The organism is Mucilaginibacter sp., assembly GCF_965225845.1.
Taxonomy (GTDB): domain Bacteria; phylum Bacteroidota; class Bacteroidia; order Sphingobacteriales; family Sphingobacteriaceae; genus Mucilaginibacter.
On sequence record NZ_CBDDBL010000002.1, the window covers coordinates 2,197,368 to 2,214,691 of the forward strand.

A 17,324-nucleotide genomic window follows, 5' to 3' on the forward strand; every position below is an offset into this window, starting at 1 on the left:
TGGGAGTAAAAGATCTTGTCTCAATACTCATATCTCACATCTAGTACCTAAATTAATTGAACACCTTTACAATATCAACAAAATCTCTCGATTTTAATGATGCGCCACCTATCAAACCGCCATCAATATCCGGCTGAGCGAATAGTTCAGGAGCATTTTTAGGATTACAGCTGCCACCGTATAAAATGGTTGTGTCATCAGCAACCTGCTGGCTATATTTTGTAGCGATTTCCTTACGGATAAAAGCGTGGATCTCCTGTGCCTGATCGCTACTTGCGGTTACACCTGTGCCAATAGCCCAAACCGGTTCGTACGCGATAACTAATTTAGCGAAGTTAGTTTCATCTAAATGAAAAACACCGTCAGCCAATTGGTCTTTAATTACCTGGAAATGCACTTCCGATTCACGTTCTTCCAAGGTTTCGCCGATGCAAAAAATTGGTTTTAAGCCATTTGCTAAAGCTGTATCAGTTTTTTTTGCTAACAATTCATTAGATTCATGGAAATACTGGCGACGCTCAGAGTGGCCTAAGATCACATACTCTACACCTACTGATTTTAGCATTTTGGCTGATATTTCGCCTGTATAAGCGCCGGCTTCAGCCTGATGAGCGTTTTGCGCACCAACCGAAACTTTATCATAACCTTTTGCCATTTGCACCAAACTGTGCAGGTGTATAAACGGACTGCAAACAACGGCTTCCTGTTTACCGGTAATTTCGTCCTTAACCATATTGGTTATTTCTGAAAATAAGGCCAAGCCCTCGTTATAATCAAGGTTCATTTTCCAGTTTCCGGCAACTATTTTTTTTCTCATTTTAATTGTGTTGTGTAAAAATTCTAAATGTAAGTTTCTCTATATGTTTTGGTCAGTTCAAATACTTCTTTCAGGATATTCTGCTCGTTCTCATCAAAATCACGATGCTCACGGCGCTCAAACACCTTGGCTGTGGTTTCCAGCATTTTATTCAGGGCATACTCTTCAAAACCAAACTGTGCTCCGCCCCAGGCAAAATCGGGTATATTGTTGGGTGGATACCCGGCGCCAAAAACATTGGAGCCAACACCTACAACCGTGCCCGTATTAAACATGGTGTTAATGCCGCATTTCACATGATCGGCCATGATCAAACCACAAAATTGCAGGCCCGTTTTACGATAGGCTTGAATAGTATAATCCCAAAGTTTTACTTCGGCGTAATTATTTTTCAGGTTGGAGTTATTGCTGTCTGCACCAATATTGCACCATTCGCCAAGTACAGAGTTACCTAAATAACCTTCGTGCCCCTTGTTGGAATATCCCCAGATAACGGCATTATTAATTTCGCCGCCTACCCGGCAATACGGACCAACAGTAGTTGCCCCATAAATTTTAGTCCCCATTTTCACCTGCGAATCGCCGCAAATAGCAAATGCACCACGGATGTTGGTTCCCTCCCATATCTCGGTATTTTTACCAAGATAAATTGGACCGTTGATGGTACTGAAGGTATTGCACTCAGTTTGTACATCATCCTCAGCAAAAAAATCATTGCCGATGATAGTGTTTGTATTACTGATGGCAGCGCTTGTACGGCCGCTGGTTACCAGCTTAAAATCTTTTCTTAGTTCGATATCATTCTTGCGGAAAATATCTTCGGGATATTTGATGGTTACTGCAAGGTTTTCGTAATTGATCGCCTGCCCATAGTTGAAATTCGTGGTAAAGTGTTTGGCATCCGATTCATTTAATCGAACCGCGATCAATTGATCCTTATATTTCAAGGCATCGCCAACGCGAAGTTTATCAATAACTTCCACCAAATCAGCATCCGGACAAAAAGCGCCGTTGATGAAAATGTTATCAGCCGTGATGTTTATTGGGAACTTACCCTGCAAATAAGCGTGGGTATGAAACGAAAAATCAGTTTTCAGATGCTTGGCCCACTTTTCGGCAATGGTAAAAATGCCAATGCGTAGGTCGGCAACAGGGCGCGTATAGGTTAGCGGGAGTAGGGATTGGTGCGCGTTATCTTCAAAAAGAATAATTGCCATGGCGCAAAAATAAAAAAGTCTCCCGATGTATCGGGAGACTCTCCATATTATTTATGAACAAATAATTATTTCTTGTTATAACGGGTACGGAATTTATCGATACGACCAGCGGTATCAACCAATTTCATTTTACCAGTGTAGAACGGGTGTGACATGTGTGAAATCTCTAATTTCACCAATGGATACTCGTTACCATCTTCCCATTTTACAGTTTCACGGGTATCGATGCATGATTTAGTGATGAAAGAATAGTCGTTAGACATATCTTTGAATACAACTAATCTATAATTTGATGGGTGCAGATCTTTTTTCATTATATTTACTTCTTATAAAAGAGGTGCAAATGTAGTAATAAAAGTTAAAAGTCAAAAGTGAAAAGTAAAAAAAAATGCTAAACCTTGATTTATTAAATTTAAGGGTTTTCGTGACATTACACGCTTCATTCAATATTCATACTATTAAGCAAACCCTCATTAATTATATATACGTGCTTAACGTTTCCATCAAATAAAATATTTCCTTCCAGATCTTTTACCAGTTGATAAACTTCAACTTCAATCTCTCCGTTTGGGCGTTCAGTAATTGATAGCGGCTCAACTTTTGGGTTTAACTCGTTCCATTGCCTTGTCCAATATTCCCTGACGGCATCCTGACCTACCACGTAACCATCCTCAAATGCTTTGGGCCAATGGATATCGGGGTGTATTACGGTGAATACGGAATCAATATCCCTGCTGTTAAAGCCTGCATAAGCTTTTTGAATTATAGCTGTGTAGTTTGAATTCATTGTATTTAATGCTTTTTGAACAAATTAGCGATGCGCTGCACAAAGCCGCGATGCTGTGGATTGGTTGTTAAAATATTTTGTACGGCGATGATCTCATCCTTTATCCTTTTTCGGCCATATTGCCCCATAATTGTATAGGTGCTTTTTTGATACTTTACATCGTTCTCCAAATCCTCACTCAATATCACATTCGCTTCAAACAAAAGTTTGTCGCCGGGGTGCATGCTGCCCAACAAATAATCGTCGATAGCCCTGATTTTATTCAATGAAGTCCGCATAGCTTAATGATTTTTGTCTAACCGTTTCCCTTACTTTCTCCAGGCATTTATATTTTGCTACCGTTGCCGAATGAGTGCTTGTATAGCCAAATAGTGTAGCCACATCCCCTACCGGCAAATGATCGTAGTAATAAGCTTTAAGCAACTCCATGCATTTTTTACCTGCGGTACTTAGGTAGTGCATTAATTTGTTGGTGGAGTGCTGTTCATCTGCAATCTCCACAGCGTCAAAATCATTTAAAGGCTCGTTTTTATTGGTCGCTTTAGAATGTTGCAGCCATAACCTTTTGGCTATCCCTACGAGGTAAGCTTTCTCATTTACAATAGTTTCAGTTTGCGCTGATACAACTTTTTCGTAATAGATGACCAGCGTATCCTGGAAAATATCCTGTGCTTCTTCTAGGCTGCCACCCATCCGGGCCACATATCGCGCAAATTGGGGAAACGCTTTTTTATAAAGCGCCAGGAAGAAAGCTTCACGCAATTCGACTGTTGATAATCTGTTATTTTCCATCGCTGTAAGGAGTGTTTATTTATCAGGTGTAATATATGCAGGAAATATCACCCATGAAATTACATTTTTGATTTGTATGATTAATGATCACTTGATATCAGCCATGAAATACGGCATCAAATAAATTATTTGTTATTTTTGCGACATATAAAAGTTTAAAAATGTCTATAACTACCGAGGCTGAAAGAATTGGGATACAGCAGGCAAGTGATGCTGTTGCCATTACGCTTAAAAGGATGCGCGAGTTTGCCAAACCGGGTATTTCCACCAGGCAACTTGATGAGTACGGCGGCGAATTACTGGCACAGATGGGCGCGAAATCTGCACCATTGTTAACCTACGATTTCCCCGGATACACCTGCATCAGCATAAATGAAGAGACAGCGCATGGTATCCCCTCGGCAGATAAAATTCTTAAAGAAGGCGACCTGGTTAATATTGATGTATCAGCAGAATTAAATGGTTTTTGGGCTGATAACGGTGGCTCGTTTGTTTTGGGCGAAGATATCCATGGGCATGGTAAACTGGTGGAGGCATCTAAAGATATCCTGAGAAAGGCGATCAGTAACATCAAAGGCGGTGTCAGAATTTCGGAGATCGGCAGGTTGATCGAAACCGAGGCTAAAAAAGCAGGTTATACAGTCATTAAAAACTTAACAGGCCACGGCGTTGGCCGCAGTCTGCACGAAGAACCGCACGAAATAGCTAACTACTGCGACAGGTATAATACTGATCGTTTCAAAAAGAATTCGGTGGTTGCGATAGAGACCTTCATTTCAACAAAATCAACCATTGCGGAAACACAAGCCGATGGCTGGACACTACACGGTAATAAAGGCGGTTTTGTAGCCCAGCACGAGCATACCATTATGGTTACAGGCGGCGAACCTGTGATATTTACGGCACAAAACGGTATTTGGGATTAGTGACTGACTTAACTTATTTTAACACCAACGCCGGACTTTCAAACGAAACACCTTCCCAGCCGTGGATCATAAATTGCCTGATGTTTTGATGATCGGTTGCATCCGGGTGAGCCAGTACGGATTGGTAATGCTCTGCAAACAGGTAAAGCGTATCTTCCTTGCTTAGGTTGTTTTGCTGAGCAAAAGAGAAAACTTTGGCGCTACCCTGGTTTTGTGTTGCTTCATTATAAACATCACCATTTTTAAACGCGGCGGGCTGATGCTGATAATAGGTTTCTATAAAAGCCAAAACCTGGCTAAAAGATATTGAATTTTGCTTTAGATCTTTAATTAGCGTTGATAGTTGCTCAGTCATTGTGATTGTGTTTTCGGGTTCGAAAATACGATAAAAAGAAGAACAGACGGGATATTGCCAACTATTGAAAGCGATCAAATCTCCTCAGGGTTTAAATTCAGCAAGGTTTCTGGAAGATCGGAAATTATATTTCTTCTGCCTCCTGTTAGAAAGAACTTAATTGATTTGTCTATAACCATCTATTAAAGAACCTCTTATCTGATGCAGGCAACGCTATAACTCACCTTCTAATGCCTTCTTCAACTGACTCAAAAATTCGGCTACACTTTTCGCACTTCCCGATGTCGGTTCCTTCGCAGCACACCCCATTATAACGAAATTTTTCACATCATCCATCTGCCATATCGCCGCACCGCTCATTTCGGGATAATTCTTCTTAAAATCTTTTAACTGGGTTTTTATCTCCTCAACTGATTTGCTTCCCTTATAAGTATCACATGTGCTAAACGAACCACGTACCATAAATATCGGATATATCGGTTGCTTAGGTTTAAGCGCCAATACCCAATCTTTTATTTCGTTCTTTATGCCACCGTCGTAACACTGCAAATACAAGGCATCAACCACATTTGCATCTGATGACTTTAAAATATCGCCCCAATAAGTGTAGCCTGTAAAAGGGCATAACGTCATGTGCATGTTTAGTTTTGCCGCAATCTTACCCATCGCATTAATAGAAGGGCTGTCATAAACAGACTCGTCATCAATACAAAATGCATCGGCACCCAGCACTTCTTTTAACACCTTACAGATATTATATAATGTACTTTGCTCGCCAATGCCGGTCACAATACCAGGCACCGTCTTAGCTGGATCGTACCAGTCGCGGATAAAATCATAGGTGTTTGGCGGCTGCCCATACCAACGCCCTTCCAGTAAAATTTCAATCCGGGATATAGAAGATTTCTTTTTGAGATCAACAACCCTTCTCACATAAGAAGAATCTCCCACCCATTTGCCGTTATGGATAACGGGTTGATGAGAATCACCTGAATACAAGTCTCCATTTGCATGAATATAAAAACTGGATAACAGCAGCGTATTAAAGCCGCTGTTTTTTAATAATCTATATGTTGTATCATTGCCAGGATATAAACCTCTGCCAAACATGGCCAAATTCCTGGCAGGCAACGGAGCGGCGGGAGCATATATTTGTTGTGTGAAACCTAAATGAGAAAAAGCAAATAAAAAGATAACTAAAAATAATGCCTTCATAATTAACGATAAATAATAAAGCCTAATTTAAGCACAAATTTGCTGATAATTCCAGCACTGCGCCCAAGCATTGTTTAAACTTGTTGGCAGAGCCTTTTGGTATCAGGCTCAAATAGCCTACTAAAATTTAATTATTATTTACCGGTAATCACTCGTCGGTGCTCCATTCCCCACACAGCAAGATTGTTTATGATGGTCTGCAAGGTCATGCCGTATTCGGTCAGCTTATACTGGACGCTTATAGGTTGTGTATCTAAAACTGTTCGTTTTAATAGCTTATTCATCTCCAGCTCCTTTAATTCTTTGCTCAGCATTTTGTTGGATATGCCGGTTACATCATTCAATATATCAGAAAACCTTCTTTCGTTATAATAACAAATAGACGAGAGGATCGAGATCTTCCATTTGCCGTTCAGCACATCCATCGCATCATGAACGGCCATTATTTCTTTTTTGTGCCCCGGCACACATACATAGTCAGCCATAAGTTACCTTGTTACCCAAAAGTTGCCGTTACTTTTGGTTACAAAGTAACTAAAATAAATTTAAGTACCCTATGTTTGCATCGCAATAAATAAAAATCAAATCATGAATTTTACAAGTAAAAATGTAGTTATAACCGGCGGAACAACCGGAATTGGATTGGCAACCGCAAAAGCATTTATAAACGCAGGCGCCAATGTTTGGATAACAGGCAGGAGTGCCTGCAATTTGCAAAGGGCTGCCGAAGAGATCAACAGTGCGAAACTAAAAACAATTGTTTCAGACACCTCGAAGCTGGCAGATATTTCGATCCTTGAAAAAACGGTGATTGAAAACGGTGAGAAATTAGACGTACTTTTCCTTAATGCAGGAATAGCCACATTTACCCCAATTGTACAAACAACAGAAGCCGATTTCGATGCGCAATTTAATACCAATGTAAAGGGCCATTTCTTCACCCTGCAAAAAATGATTCCGCATTTGGCAGATGGGGCATCGGTAGTGTTTACATCCTCAGTAGTATCAACAGCAGCCAATTTAGGGACCAGTGTTTACTCCGCAACAAAAGGCGCGTTAAATAAAATAGCCCAAATTGCGGCGAACGAACTGGCGGAAAGAAAGATCCGCGTAAACATTGTTAGCCCCGGACCAATTTTAACGCCGGGCTTAGAGTCTGTAGTGCCTGAAGAAGCAAAAGCATACTTAGCCGGAGCTACCGCATTGCAGCGATTAGGCCATGCTGATGAAATTGCCAAAACGGTATTGTTCCTTTCTTCAGCTGATGCAAGCTTTATTACCGGCACGGAAATAGTAGCCGATGGTGGTTACCTTACTTATGTGTCGAAATAAATTCCCCCTCCCATCTTTATTCAACACAAAAAGCGGCGTAATGCCGCTTTTTGTGTTTGAGGATAACCAAACCTTGATCTGTGGGCTAAATAATTTATTTTTAATTAAGCTATTTAATTGTGAAACAGCTATTTTAGTATTATGAAAACTAAACTAACCTTATTATTAGTGGCATGTTGTGGGCTGATGGCTTTTGTACAAATAAATTTAACCGGTAAATGGGTTGGCCACATCCCGCGCCCTCACAGTACAGATACAGCCACGTTTGTTTACGAGTTGCAGCAAACCAACAATACCCTTACCGGTGATATTATTGGCCCTGATGGTGGCAGCGTTCCTATTGATAGCGGCAAGGTTGCAGGCAACAATTTTTCTTTCGGCATTACGGAGGGCAATGGGTATGTGAAAATAACCGGCATTTATTACACCGATTCGCTAAGCTCAAATGTGGCATTGCCTAATGGCCGCGTATTGCATATGAAGATGCTGCGATCAAAATAGCTTATCAGTCGGTAATATATATGAACAAACTTTCGAGGATCATCATCATTGGTTTTGGTACCGTTATTGGTTGCCTGGGTTTTGCCGATCGTGTTCATGCACAGGCTGCCTATCCTTATTCGGCGCAGGCTTATATTGCATACAAACAGGATACGATAGCCTTTACCCATTGCTACCTTGCTGATGTGATCCATAAAACGGTTTTGAACGATGAAACGATTGTCATCGCCCACGGCATTATCATTAAAACAGGTAAAACCAAAGCGGTGCAAATTCCTCATAGCGCAACCATAATTGATTGCACCGGGAAAACCATATTACCCGGTTTTGTACTGCTGCATGAGCATATGTTTTATCCGGCAGCCAGCGTATCGCCCTACTATGTACATTACAAGCAGTTGCCGGTAAGTTTCCCAAGTCTTTACCTTGCCTGCGGCGTTACTACCGCACGCACTGCGGGCAGTGTGGAGCCATATTCTGATCTGTCATTAAAAAAAGAAATAGACACCCATCAAATCATTGGGCCTTCACTTTATGTAACGGCGCCTTATATGGAGGGCGAAGGTGGTTTTGCGCCGCAGATGCATGAGATCACCACAATAGATGAGGCTAAAAGATTTGTGAATTTTTGGGCTGATGAGGGTTTTACTTCCTTTAAAGCGTATATGAACCTCAACCGTTCTGTATTGAAAGCTGCGATTGATGCAGCCCATGCAAGGGGATTAAAAATAACCGGGCATTTATGCGCGGTAACCTATCGCGAAGCGGCTGAAATGGGGATAGACCAGTTAGAGCATGGTTTTTTTGCCGCTACGGATTTTATACCCGGCAAGCAGGAGGATGCCTGCGTATCGGAACTTAATCCGTTTAAACACATTGATCCGCGTGGCAAACAGGCGAAAGATTTGATAGATGTGCTGATTAAACATAAGGTGATCCTTACCTCCACCCTGGCGGTTTTTGAAGGATTGTGCAAGCAGGATACGATAACACAAAATGTTCTTGATGCGATGTCGCCGGATACACGAGATATGTACCTGAAGTACTACAGCCACGAAAGGAGTGCTGATATGGATAGCGCTATGGTCAAGGAATTTGTAATGGAAAAAGAGTTTGCCGATGCAGGTGGTTTGCTGTGTGCCGGGACTGACCCAACGGGTAATGGCGATGTACTTGCGGGCTACGGAAGTCTGCGCGCTATTGAACTGCTGACCAAAGAAGGATTTACGCCTATTGAAGCTATCCGCATAGCTACCTATAATGGAGCACTTGCTTTACAGGCACAGCAAAACATTGGTTCTATTGAGGTGGGCAAGCATGCCGACCTGGTAGTGATCGATGGAAACATTACAGACAACATTAACAACATTGAAAAGACCGAATGGGTTTTTAAAGATGGCGTTGGCTTTAATTCGCAGAAGATATTGCAGGGGTTGAAGGGGCAGGTTGGAAAGTATTGATTAACTTATCAGCAGTTAAATTTACACCATGCACAACCACAAGCTGCAAGCTAGCGGTGGGCAAGGATCTGGATTATTACTTAGTCAATAAACTGCTAATTAATGGTATTATTTTAGATTCGAAATCATCGTTGTAACCGGAGGTCGCATTGGCTATTTTCCCTTCTTTATCGATACAATAAAAAAGAGGCGCACCAGATAAATGATATGATCTGGCCACATTATTCCCATCGCCACATACGGTATTTTTTATATGGTATTTTTGTTTAAATTCTGTTACAGCCTTTCTGCTATCTCTGTTGCTAATACTTACTAATACGAAATTTTGGTCTTTATATTTGTCACAAATCCTATCCAGTGGTTGAAGGGATTCCATACAGGTACCGCAACCAATAAAAAAGAAGTCCATAAGTACAACTTTGCCTTTCAATTGTGACAATGATATACGTTTACCTTCCGAGGTATATAAAGTCCAATCAGGTGCAACTATTCCCGGCGCTAACAGCGGCAATTTGGTTTCATTCTTTTGCGGATGAAAACCTGTTGGTATGTTCATCATATTTAGGTGAACATTATGCTGATTAAATTTAAAATTTGAATATTGGAAAGATGTAGTATAGTTAATAACTTCGGTCGATAACAGCACTCTCCCCTTTACAGTTGTTAATTTCGGCAGACCTGATACTTTATCAACAAATACATCTATATCGGTATGAAGATGCTCGTTATTTATTATGGTATCATAAATATGAAAAATTGAATGATTGCAAAGGGTACTATTTATCAATGTATCGCCAGCCATTTCCGATGGTTTCTTTTCAGGTCTTTCCTTTAGCCATCTAAAAAACAGAGCAGTGCCGATGTATTATTTCTCATCCAATACCTTTTGATATCATCATAGGTATATGTGCGATCATCTGGAGATAGGATCATGAAGTTTTTACCATTGTACAGGTCTATGATATGTTGATCTTTTCCCTGCGTTTCACGACTAAACAAATAACCTGTATTTACATCACCGGGGGTTTTTTGAAATGTATCTTTATGCTGCCTTATGGTAGTTTCATCGGTATGATCAAGTACTTTTTCAATCGCCTGATAGCTAAAATTTTTATATCCCTCCAGTTTATTTATTGCATTTTCAATTAACGATATCTGTGCATCTGCATTAACGGCAAAAAGAATGACTGAAAAGCAAACTAAGAATTGAATAAATCCCTTTTTAAGATAATTCATAATTTTGTGATAATGTGATGATTTCAGCTAAGTTTTAATTGAAATACAGGTTATAAACTTTTTCAAATTAAGGTGTGTGTTTACACATCTCTCAAATAATGTTAAATCAATATTTCTAACTTATTTCGGTATCCATTTATTATCAGGAATAAGTTCACTTAACACATTTTAACAAATTAATTCGTTTCCTCCACACTTTCACACAACTCCACCAAAACCCCATTCGTCCCTTTCGGGTGCACAAAGCAAACCAGTTTATTATCTGCACCCATCTTGGGTTTCTCGCTCAATAAAACAAAGCCTTCATTTTTGAGGCGCTGCATTTCGGCGTGGATATCATTTACCTGGAAGGCAATGTGGTGGATGCCCTCGCCTTTTTTGGCTATGAATTTGGCTATGGGGCTATCGTCGGAAGTGGCTTCCAGTAGCTCTATTTTGTTGGGGCCGCATTGCAGGAAAGCGGTGAGTACATTTTCGGATGCCACCTTCTCGGTCTTATAAACCGTCGTATTCAGAAGCTTTTCATAGATACTACCCGCTGATTGTATGCTGTTTACGGCTATGCCGATGTGCTCGATTTTTTCCATTCCCAAATATTGCAAATTAATGACTGCCTGCATTTATTTGTCCTTGTTTTGAATGATTTTAAATAAAAACTTTGTATATCTTTGTACTGTTTAATTGAAAGATATGAATATCCCCGTTTATTTGGATAATAATGCTACCACTCCCATGGATCCAAGGGTACTGGAAGCGATGCTGCCTTATTTTGTTGAGAAATTTGGAAACGCGGCAAGCCGTAACCACCCTTTTGGCTGGGTAGCTGAAGAAGCTGTTGACTACGCCCGCGAGCAAGTGGCTAAATTAATAGGTGCAAGCGAGAAAGAGATCATCTTTACCTCTGGCGCTACTGAATCGGACAACCTGGCTATTAAAGGCGTGTTCGAGATGTATAAAGAAAAAGGTAACCACATTATTACTACCGTTACAGAGCATAAAGCTGTGCTTGATGCTTGTAAACACGTAGAAAAAATGGGCGGTAAGGTAACTTATCTTCCTGTTAAAGAAGATGGTTTGGTTGACCTGGAATTATTAGAAGCCAGCATGACCCCTGAAACTATTTTAGTTTCGATCATGTATGGTAACAACGAGATCGGCGTTATTCAGCCAATAAGGGCTATAGCGGATATTGCACACAAGCATGGCGCTTTAATGATGACAGACGCTGTACAGGCTGTTGGTAAAATACCGGTTGATGTTAATCGTGATGGTATTGACTTGTTAGCGTTATCTGCCCATAAATTTTACGGCCCTAAAGGTGTTGGCGCATTATACGTTCGCCGTAAAGGACCACGTGTTAAAGTTACTGCCCAAATGGACGGTGGCGGCCACGAACGCGGTATGCGCAGTGGTACTTTAAACGTACCCGGCATTGTTGGTTTAGGTAAAGCCTGCGAGCTTTGCATTGCCGAAATGGAAAGCGAAGCAAAACGTTTATCAGCTTTACGCGATAAATTACAGGCTGGTTTAACTGTGCTGGAGGAAAGCTATGTAAATGGCAACCAGGAGCACCGCTTACCACATGTAGCTAACATCAGCTTCAAATATGTTGAGGGTGAAGGTTTAATGATGGCGATGAAAGACCTGGCTGTATCATCAGGTTCGGCTTGTACATCAGCTTCGTTAGAACCATCTTATGTGTTGAAAAGTTTAGGCCTGTCGGATGATTTGGCACACTCTTCAATCCGTTTTGGTTTAGGCCGTTTCACTACCGAAGAGGAAGTTGATTACGCTGTTGAAGTAACTAAAAAAGCGGTTACCCACCTGCGCGAACTTTCACCACTTTGGGAAATGTTTAAAGAAGGTATCGACCTTGACTCGATTGAGTGGGCGGAACATTAATTGATTTGTAAATAAGAGATGGGCAGATATGCAAATGCCTGCGCTCTTCATTAATAAAATATATAAGATAAAAAGCTTTTGACTTTTTACTTTTGACTTAAAAACTTAATAAAATGGCTTATTCAGAAAAAGTAATTGATCACTATACTAACCCCCGCAATGTTGGCACTTTAGATAAAGCCAGCCACAAAGTAGGTACAGGTTTAGTTGGTGCCCCTGAGTGCGGTGACGTTATGCGCCTGCAGATACAGGTTGATGATAACAACGTGATCACAGACGCTAAATTTAAAACTTTCGGCTGCGGATCAGCAATCGCGTCATCATCATTAGCTACCGAATGGCTTAAGGGCAAAAGCATCGATGATGCCATGAAAATTGACAACATGGATATTGTTGAAGAACTTGCGCTTCCGCCGGTTAAAATTCACTGCTCAGTTTTGGCAGAGGATGCTATTAAAGCAGCAATTAATGACTATCGCGTTAAAAACGGCATGGCGCCGATTGAAAGCGAAAAAGTACATCACTAAGATTAGTAGCTGGTATTTAGTATCAAGTAGTTAGATTTTTACTTGTTACTAAATCAAATATTCAAGTGTCAGGCGATTTTGTCTTGATACTTGCTACTAACTACTTGATACTAAATTAAGATGGTAACAGTAACAGATAAAGCGAAAGATAAAATAGATCACCTGGTGAAGGATTCCGGCTTGGATGAGTCGTATTTCCTGCGGGTATCTGTTCAGGGTGGTGGTTGCTCAGGCCTGTCCTATAATCTCGACTTTGATAACGAAATAAAAAAAGGCGACCAATTCTTCGAAGATAAAGGCGTACGCCTTGCTTTGGATATGAAGTCGTTCCTGTACCTTGCCGGTACCGAGCTTGATTTTAGCGATGGCTTAAATGGTAAAGGCTTCAACTTCCATAACCCTAACGCAACACGTACTTGCGGTTGCGGGGAGAGTTTCTCGGTTTAGTTTTAGATTACACGATTTTAAATATTATTGCACCGATTTTACGAAAGTAGAATCGGTGTTTTTTGTTTAATCGATTGTCATTTCGACTGGAAAGACAGCGATATAAATCTTTCATAAAAATAATTTAGATTTGTTTTCTGATTAATACCGATTATCCCTGATGAACATATCAACTGACATTAATACAGTCCCTAAATTTATACGTAATACTGTTGCAAACATTCATCCCGTAACCGCTACCTTTTTAAAGCACAAGGTTGGCGATACCTGGGTTGAGATCACTTACGAGCAGGCTTTAGAGAAGATCGACGCGATATCGGCGTGGTTCCTGAACATTGGGGTACAAAAAGGCGACCGCCTTGCCCTGATCATTGAGAACGGTCCGGATTATGTGTATTACGACCAGGCGCTGCAACAGATCGGCGCGGTAAATACGTCCATCTACCCTACCCTGAGCGAGGCAGAGATTGAATATATCCTAAATGATTCAGGCGCTAAGACCATCCTTGTCGGCAACCCATTCCTGCTGCGTAAGGTGGCTAAGATCGCCAATAATTGTCCCGAGCTGATCCGAATTATCCCGGCATTTGAGGATTATGAAAAGAATTTGGGTAAAGGACCATTAAACGCGGGGGTTATCGGTTTTAAAAAACTAATAGAAGAAGGTTTGGCTTTGGTTGTACAACATACGTCTGCGATCGAGATTGCACGTGAAGCCATTTTGCCGTCTGATCTTTCTTGCTTGATCTACACTTCGGGTACTACAGGTACGCCCAAAGGTGTAATGCTTACGCACCATAACCTTTGCGAAAATGTGCGTGTTTGCCTGATACAGATCCCTGTTATTGAGTCGAGTGATTTATTTTTGTCGTTTTTGCCGCTGTCGCACGTATTTGAACGTACGGCTACTTATCATATTTGTTTGGCTGCTGGTTGCCAGATCGCCTTCGCGCAGAGTTTGGAGCTATTGGCCAAAAACATGGGTGAGGTTAAGCCTACGGTAATGAACTGCGTACCGCGTCTGCTGGAGCGCATCCACGATAAAGCGATTAAAGGCGGCACCGAAGCCGGCGGAATGAAAGCCAATATATTTTTATGGGCGCTGAAGACCGGCAAGCAATACCGTGAGGTAAATGAAAGCGGCAGGAAACCGGGGGCGATACTGAGCTATGAATTTAAATTAGCTGATAAACTGGTTTTCAGCAAGATAAAAGAGAAAACCGGCGGCAGGTTAAAGTTCATGATCTCAGGTGGTGGCGCGTTACCTAAAAATATCGGTGAGTTTTTTGGTGACCTGGGTATTAAGGTGTTGGAGGGGTTCGGTTTGACGGAGACTTCGCCGGTGATGTCGGTTACGGAGAATGACAGGCAGGTTTATGGTACGGTTGGCCGCATTATCCCGGGCATTGAGGTTGCGATACAGAACTATGAAACCCGCCAGATCCATACCATACAAACTTATGAAAGCTTTAACCCGGAGTATGAATCGCCGGAGGGTGAGATCATTGTGCGCGGTCATTGCGTGATGAAGGGCTATTGGAATAAACCGGAAGAGACTGCCGCGGCTATTGACAGCGATGGCTGGTTCCATACCGGGGATATTGGCCGTTACTACAAGGGCAACCTGCAAATTACAGACAGGTTGAAGAATATGCTGGTGAATGCTTATGGAAAGAACATTTACCCCACCCCGGTGGAGAATACATATTTGAAGAGTCCGCGCATTGAGGGGGTGTTTTTAGTGGGTGATAAACGGGAGTATGTTACGGCTATCATCATCCCGGCAAAGGAAACCTTGCAGGAAACCTTTCATTTAAAGGATGAGTTTTTCGCGGACCAGGACTTGTTTATTAATAATAAAGAGATTGTGGATTGGATAGGCCAGGATGTGCGCAGGCTGTCGAACGAATTGGCGAAGTTTGAGCGGATCAAGAATTTTAAGATCAAGCGGAACCCGTTTAGTATGGATGAGGGTGAGATAACGCCTACGATGAAGGCTAAGCGGAAGGTGATTGAGAAGAAATACGCTGATTATATTGATGAGATGTATTTGACGGAAGTAGATGCGGAGTAAATGACATATAATGGCAAAAGGAGAACTTACAACTACACCAATAAGAATAAATAGTCTAAGAAATAAGATTATTGAAGGAGATATTAAAATTCCGCCTTTTCAAAGAAATTTCGTTTGGAAGCAAGAACAAGTAATTGAATTATTAGATAGCATAATCAATGACTATCCAATAGGAAGCGTATTATTATGGGAAACTAACGAAGATTTACCTTCAAAGCGAAATATTGGTGGCTACAACTTACCAGAAAGCAAAGCCGAATATCCAATTAATTATGTACTTGATGGTCAACAACGAATAACCTCAATATTTGGAGTTTTTAGTGTTGGATTAGAATACAATGATCCAGATAATGCTATCAATGTTTTTGAAATTTACTACGATTTAACAATTGAAAAATTTATAAGTAAGAAAGATTTAAATCTTACAAATAAGTATTTACCGTTAAAATTGATATTTGACAATTACAACTTTAATACACATATCCAAGAGCATAGTTTCTCCCAAGAAGAAACGAAAGAAGCAGTTAGATTACAATCTCTTTTTCAAGACTACGATGTGCCCACTGTTACTATTAAGAAAAGAACCAAGGTGAAGTAGGAATAATATTTGAAAGAATAAATAATACGGGCACACCACTATCAACTTTGGATTTAATGATCGCTTGGACATGGATGGAGGACTTTCATTTAAAGGAAAAATTTTTAGAAATCTACGAATCCCTTGAAAATAAAAATTTTGGAAATACTAAGGACAAGATTTTGCTTCAATGTTTGTCAGCAATTTTAAAAAGAACTACTAAAACGAGCGAAATTTTGACGCTAAATCCAGATTCTGTAAGAGAAAATATGGAGTTGTTAAAAAGAAGTTTAGAGCATGCCATTGATTATGTTTCAACACAATTCAATGCAAAATCAGAGGATTTTTTACCCAAAGCTCAACAATTAGTTGCCCTTACTTACCTATTTTCAAAAAAGAATTCATTAACCTCGCAACAGACCAAAACGGTACAAAATTGGTTTTGGCGTACCTCTTTTTCTGACAGATATTCTTTTTCGACTGATGCGAAGATGGATGAAGATCTATTATTTATAGATGATTTATTAGCAGACAATTTTGAATCAATATATAAATATACAAGTGAAATTAATACACAGACGTTGATGAAGCAAACGTTTTCAAAATCAAATCCATCAGTTAGAGCGACCCTCCTTCTGCTTTCAAAATCTAATCCATTGGATTTGACAAATGGCCACATTATTGACACAGGACAAGCATTATCAAATTACAATAGAAAAGAATACCATCACATTTTTCCAAATGCCTACCTAAAGAAAATTGGTAGAAGAACCACTGAGATTAATTCAATTTGTAATTTTTGCTTTCTACCCGCAAATTCCAACAAGATCATTTCTAACAAAAAACCATCAGACTATTTTTTTAACATTATCCCCAACGATAATATTGACCATATTTTGGACAGCAATATAATTCCCAAAAGAATGGCCTTATATGAAAAAGATAGCTATGATGATTTTCTCTATGAACGAGCAAATTTGATTATACAAAAGATAAAAATTGCTACTAACGAATAATTAAATACCACCAAGACTGTAAAGTTTTTTTTAACCCCCACTGGTTTAAGAGTTAGCGCAGCGCTCTTAAATTCATCATGAAACCAAGACTTTGTCTGGCTTATAAAAATAAAAAGTTTTCGTTGCCCAAATATTCCGATACA

Annotated in this window: 22 protein-coding genes; 10 read left to right on the forward strand and 12 right to left on the reverse strand. The window is 40.3% G+C overall.

Translation table 11 applies throughout. The annotated features are described in order from the left end of the window. Window positions 1-52: 52 nt before the first annotated feature. The 6 genes from tpiA to ACYZ0U_RS14005 form a co-directional block, all read right to left on the reverse strand. Complete coding sequence (tpiA, locus tag ACYZ0U_RS13980) at window positions 53-817, reverse strand: triose-phosphate isomerase (RefSeq protein ID WP_461453155.1); 765 nt, start codon at window positions 815-817, stop codon at window positions 53-55. Between the two features lie 23 nt (window positions 818-840). Then, window positions 841-2,034: a putative sugar nucleotidyl transferase gene (locus ACYZ0U_RS13985; RefSeq protein WP_461453156.1), complete on the reverse strand. Its 1,194-nt coding sequence runs from the start codon at window positions 2,032-2,034 to the stop codon at window positions 841-843. A gap of 65 nt (window positions 2,035-2,099) precedes the next feature. Next, window positions 2,100-2,348, reverse strand: coding sequence for a type B 50S ribosomal protein L31 (locus ACYZ0U_RS13990; protein WP_179412777.1), 249 nt, complete (start codon window positions 2,346-2,348; stop codon window positions 2,100-2,102). Window positions 2,349-2,473: 125 nt separating this feature from the next. After that, window positions 2,474-2,821, reverse strand: coding sequence for a nuclear transport factor 2 family protein (locus ACYZ0U_RS13995; protein ID WP_461453157.1), 348 nt, complete (start codon window positions 2,819-2,821; stop codon window positions 2,474-2,476). Between the two features lie 5 nt (window positions 2,822-2,826). Beyond that, entirely contained in the window at window positions 2,827-3,099 is a 273-nt protein-coding gene (locus ACYZ0U_RS14000; protein ID WP_461453158.1) for a hypothetical protein, read from the reverse strand. Beyond that, a complete protein-coding gene (locus ACYZ0U_RS14005; protein ID WP_461453159.1) occupies window positions 3,080-3,613 on the reverse strand; it encodes an RNA polymerase sigma factor in 534 nt (177 codons plus the stop codon). The genes ACYZ0U_RS14000 and ACYZ0U_RS14005 overlap by 20 nt, the downstream gene beginning before the upstream one ends. Before the next feature lie 161 nt (window positions 3,614-3,774). Between ACYZ0U_RS14005 and map the strand changes: the two genes are divergently transcribed. Next, the gene (gene map / locus ACYZ0U_RS14010; RefSeq protein ID WP_461453160.1) at window positions 3,775-4,539 is read left to right on the forward strand and encodes a type I methionyl aminopeptidase; all 765 of its coding nucleotides are present in this window, start codon (window positions 3,775-3,777) and stop codon (window positions 4,537-4,539) included. 13 nt (window positions 4,540-4,552) lie between these two features. On the opposite strand, the gene ACYZ0U_RS14015 is transcribed toward map, so the two are convergent. The 3 genes from ACYZ0U_RS14015 to ACYZ0U_RS14025 form a co-directional block, all read right to left on the reverse strand. Continuing rightward, window positions 4,553-4,894, reverse strand: a complete 342-nt coding sequence (locus tag ACYZ0U_RS14015; RefSeq protein WP_461453161.1) for a HopJ type III effector protein — start codon at window positions 4,892-4,894, stop codon at window positions 4,553-4,555. Between the two features lie 213 nt (window positions 4,895-5,107). Next, window positions 5,108-6,109 carry a hypothetical protein gene (locus tag ACYZ0U_RS14020; protein WP_461453162.1) on the reverse strand — a complete coding sequence of 334 codons (1,002 nt, stop codon included), beginning with the start codon at window positions 6,107-6,109 and terminating at the stop codon, window positions 5,108-5,110. Window positions 6,110-6,243: 134 nt separating this feature from the next. Further along, complete coding sequence (locus ACYZ0U_RS14025) at window positions 6,244-6,594, reverse strand: winged helix-turn-helix transcriptional regulator (protein ID WP_461453163.1); 351 nt, start codon at window positions 6,592-6,594, stop codon at window positions 6,244-6,246. Between the two features lie 103 nt (window positions 6,595-6,697). On the opposite strand from ACYZ0U_RS14025, the gene ACYZ0U_RS14030 reads away from it, so the two are divergent. From ACYZ0U_RS14030 to ACYZ0U_RS14040, 3 genes are all read left to right on the forward strand, one after another. After that, on the forward strand, window positions 6,698-7,441 hold the full coding sequence (locus tag ACYZ0U_RS14030) for an SDR family oxidoreductase (protein ID WP_461453164.1): 744 nt from the start codon (window positions 6,698-6,700) through the stop codon (window positions 7,439-7,441). Between the two features lie 141 nt (window positions 7,442-7,582). Continuing rightward, window positions 7,583-7,942: a hypothetical protein gene (locus ACYZ0U_RS14035; RefSeq protein ID WP_461453165.1), complete on the forward strand. Its 360-nt coding sequence runs from the start codon at window positions 7,583-7,585 to the stop codon at window positions 7,940-7,942. A gap of 20 nt (window positions 7,943-7,962) precedes the next feature. Beyond that, window positions 7,963-9,402, forward strand: coding sequence for an amidohydrolase family protein (locus ACYZ0U_RS14040; protein WP_461453166.1), 1,440 nt, complete (start codon window positions 7,963-7,965; stop codon window positions 9,400-9,402). A gap of 76 nt (window positions 9,403-9,478) precedes the next feature. On the opposite strand, the gene ACYZ0U_RS14045 is transcribed toward ACYZ0U_RS14040, so the two are convergent. The 3 genes from ACYZ0U_RS14045 to mce all read right to left on the reverse strand — a co-directional run bounded on the left by ACYZ0U_RS14045 (window position 9,479) and on the right by mce (window position 11,225). Further along, window positions 9,479-10,204: a peroxiredoxin family protein gene (locus ACYZ0U_RS14045; protein WP_461453167.1), complete on the reverse strand. Its 726-nt coding sequence runs from the start codon at window positions 10,202-10,204 to the stop codon at window positions 9,479-9,481. A 29-nt stretch (window positions 10,205-10,233) separates the two neighbouring features. Then, window positions 10,234-10,638 (reverse strand): hypothetical protein, encoded by a 405-nt coding sequence (locus ACYZ0U_RS14050; protein ID WP_461453168.1) that lies wholly within the window; start codon window positions 10,636-10,638, stop codon window positions 10,234-10,236. A gap of 176 nt (window positions 10,639-10,814) precedes the next feature. Beyond that, the gene (mce, locus tag ACYZ0U_RS14055) at window positions 10,815-11,225 is read right to left on the reverse strand and encodes a methylmalonyl-CoA epimerase (RefSeq protein WP_461453169.1); all 411 of its coding nucleotides are present in this window, start codon (window positions 11,223-11,225) and stop codon (window positions 10,815-10,817) included. 103 nt (window positions 11,226-11,328) lie between these two features. On the opposite strand from mce, the gene ACYZ0U_RS14060 reads away from it, so the two are divergent. The 6 genes from ACYZ0U_RS14060 to ACYZ0U_RS14085 all read left to right on the forward strand — a co-directional run bounded on the left by ACYZ0U_RS14060 (window position 11,329) and on the right by ACYZ0U_RS14085 (window position 17,181). Further along, window positions 11,329-12,540 carry an IscS subfamily cysteine desulfurase gene (locus ACYZ0U_RS14060; protein ID WP_461453170.1) on the forward strand — a complete coding sequence of 404 codons (1,212 nt, stop codon included), beginning with the start codon at window positions 11,329-11,331 and terminating at the stop codon, window positions 12,538-12,540. A gap of 113 nt (window positions 12,541-12,653) precedes the next feature. After that, window positions 12,654-13,067 carry a Fe-S cluster assembly scaffold IscU gene (gene iscU / locus ACYZ0U_RS14065; protein ID WP_461453171.1) on the forward strand — a complete coding sequence of 138 codons (414 nt, stop codon included), beginning with the start codon at window positions 12,654-12,656 and terminating at the stop codon, window positions 13,065-13,067. Between the two features lie 120 nt (window positions 13,068-13,187). Then, window positions 13,188-13,514 carry a HesB/IscA family protein gene (locus ACYZ0U_RS14070; protein WP_158992955.1) on the forward strand — a complete coding sequence of 109 codons (327 nt, stop codon included), beginning with the start codon at window positions 13,188-13,190 and terminating at the stop codon, window positions 13,512-13,514. A gap of 160 nt (window positions 13,515-13,674) precedes the next feature. Next, window positions 13,675-15,588: an AMP-dependent synthetase/ligase gene (locus tag ACYZ0U_RS14075; protein WP_461453172.1), complete on the forward strand. Its 1,914-nt coding sequence runs from the start codon at window positions 13,675-13,677 to the stop codon at window positions 15,586-15,588. A gap of 10 nt (window positions 15,589-15,598) precedes the next feature. Beyond that, window positions 15,599-16,186 (forward strand): DUF262 domain-containing protein, encoded by a 588-nt coding sequence (locus ACYZ0U_RS14080; RefSeq protein ID WP_461453173.1) that lies wholly within the window; start codon window positions 15,599-15,601, stop codon window positions 16,184-16,186. A 56-nt stretch (window positions 16,187-16,242) separates the two neighbouring features. Beyond that, window positions 16,243-17,181: a hypothetical protein gene (locus ACYZ0U_RS14085; protein ID WP_461453174.1), complete on the forward strand. Its 939-nt coding sequence runs from the start codon at window positions 16,243-16,245 to the stop codon at window positions 17,179-17,181. Window positions 17,182-17,324 lie beyond the last annotated feature (143 nt).

Excerpts from the sequence above, each read along its gene's own strand:
- ACYZ0U_RS14075 (WP_461453172.1), top strand. The coding sequence starts at position 13,675 with ATGAACATATCAACTGACATTAATACAGTCCCTAAATTTATACGTAAT.
- ACYZ0U_RS14060 (WP_461453170.1), top strand. The coding sequence starts at position 11,329 with ATGAATATCCCCGTTTATTTGGATAATAATGCTACCACTCCCATGGAT.
- ACYZ0U_RS14015 (WP_461453161.1), bottom strand. The coding sequence starts at position 4,894 with ATGACTGAGCAACTATCAACGCTAATTAAAGATCTAAAGCAAAATTCA.
- ACYZ0U_RS14025 (WP_461453163.1), bottom strand. The coding sequence starts at position 6,594 with ATGGCTGACTATGTATGTGTGCCGGGGCACAAAAAAGAAATAATGGCC.
- iscU (WP_461453171.1), top strand. The coding sequence starts at position 12,654 with ATGGCTTATTCAGAAAAAGTAATTGATCACTATACTAACCCCCGCAAT.
- ACYZ0U_RS14045 (WP_461453167.1), bottom strand. The coding sequence starts at position 10,204 with ATGGCTGGCGATACATTGATAAATAGTACCCTTTGCAATCATTCAATT.
- ACYZ0U_RS13985 (WP_461453156.1), bottom strand. The coding sequence starts at position 2,034 with ATGGCAATTATTCTTTTTGAAGATAACGCGCACCAATCCCTACTCCCG.
- ACYZ0U_RS14005 (WP_461453159.1), bottom strand. The coding sequence starts at position 3,613 with ATGGAAAATAACAGATTATCAACAGTCGAATTGCGTGAAGCTTTCTTC.
- ACYZ0U_RS14040 (WP_461453166.1), top strand. The coding sequence starts at position 7,963 with ATGAACAAACTTTCGAGGATCATCATCATTGGTTTTGGTACCGTTATT.
- ACYZ0U_RS14080 (WP_461453173.1), top strand. The coding sequence starts at position 15,599 with ATGGCAAAAGGAGAACTTACAACTACACCAATAAGAATAAATAGTCTA.
- mce (WP_461453169.1), bottom strand. The coding sequence starts at position 11,225 with ATGGAAAAAATCGAGCACATCGGCATAGCCGTAAACAGCATACAATCA.
- ACYZ0U_RS14050 (WP_461453168.1), bottom strand. The coding sequence starts at position 10,638 with ATGAATTATCTTAAAAAGGGATTTATTCAATTCTTAGTTTGCTTTTCA.
- ACYZ0U_RS13995 (WP_461453157.1), bottom strand. The coding sequence starts at position 2,821 with ATGAATTCAAACTACACAGCTATAATTCAAAAAGCTTATGCAGGCTTT.
- ACYZ0U_RS13990 (WP_179412777.1), bottom strand. The coding sequence starts at position 2,348 with ATGAAAAAAGATCTGCACCCATCAAATTATAGATTAGTTGTATTCAAA.
- ACYZ0U_RS14070 (WP_158992955.1), top strand. The coding sequence starts at position 13,188 with ATGGTAACAGTAACAGATAAAGCGAAAGATAAAATAGATCACCTGGTG.
- ACYZ0U_RS14000 (WP_461453158.1), bottom strand. The coding sequence starts at position 3,099 with ATGCGGACTTCATTGAATAAAATCAGGGCTATCGACGATTATTTGTTG.
- ACYZ0U_RS14085 (WP_461453174.1), top strand. The coding sequence starts at position 16,243 with ATGATCGCTTGGACATGGATGGAGGACTTTCATTTAAAGGAAAAATTT.
- ACYZ0U_RS14030 (WP_461453164.1), top strand. The coding sequence starts at position 6,698 with ATGAATTTTACAAGTAAAAATGTAGTTATAACCGGCGGAACAACCGGA.
- ACYZ0U_RS14035 (WP_461453165.1), top strand. The coding sequence starts at position 7,583 with ATGAAAACTAAACTAACCTTATTATTAGTGGCATGTTGTGGGCTGATG.
- map (WP_461453160.1), top strand. The coding sequence starts at position 3,775 with ATGTCTATAACTACCGAGGCTGAAAGAATTGGGATACAGCAGGCAAGT.
- tpiA (WP_461453155.1), bottom strand. The coding sequence starts at position 817 with ATGAGAAAAAAAATAGTTGCCGGAAACTGGAAAATGAACCTTGATTAT.
- ACYZ0U_RS14020 (WP_461453162.1), bottom strand. The coding sequence starts at position 6,109 with ATGAAGGCATTATTTTTAGTTATCTTTTTATTTGCTTTTTCTCATTTA.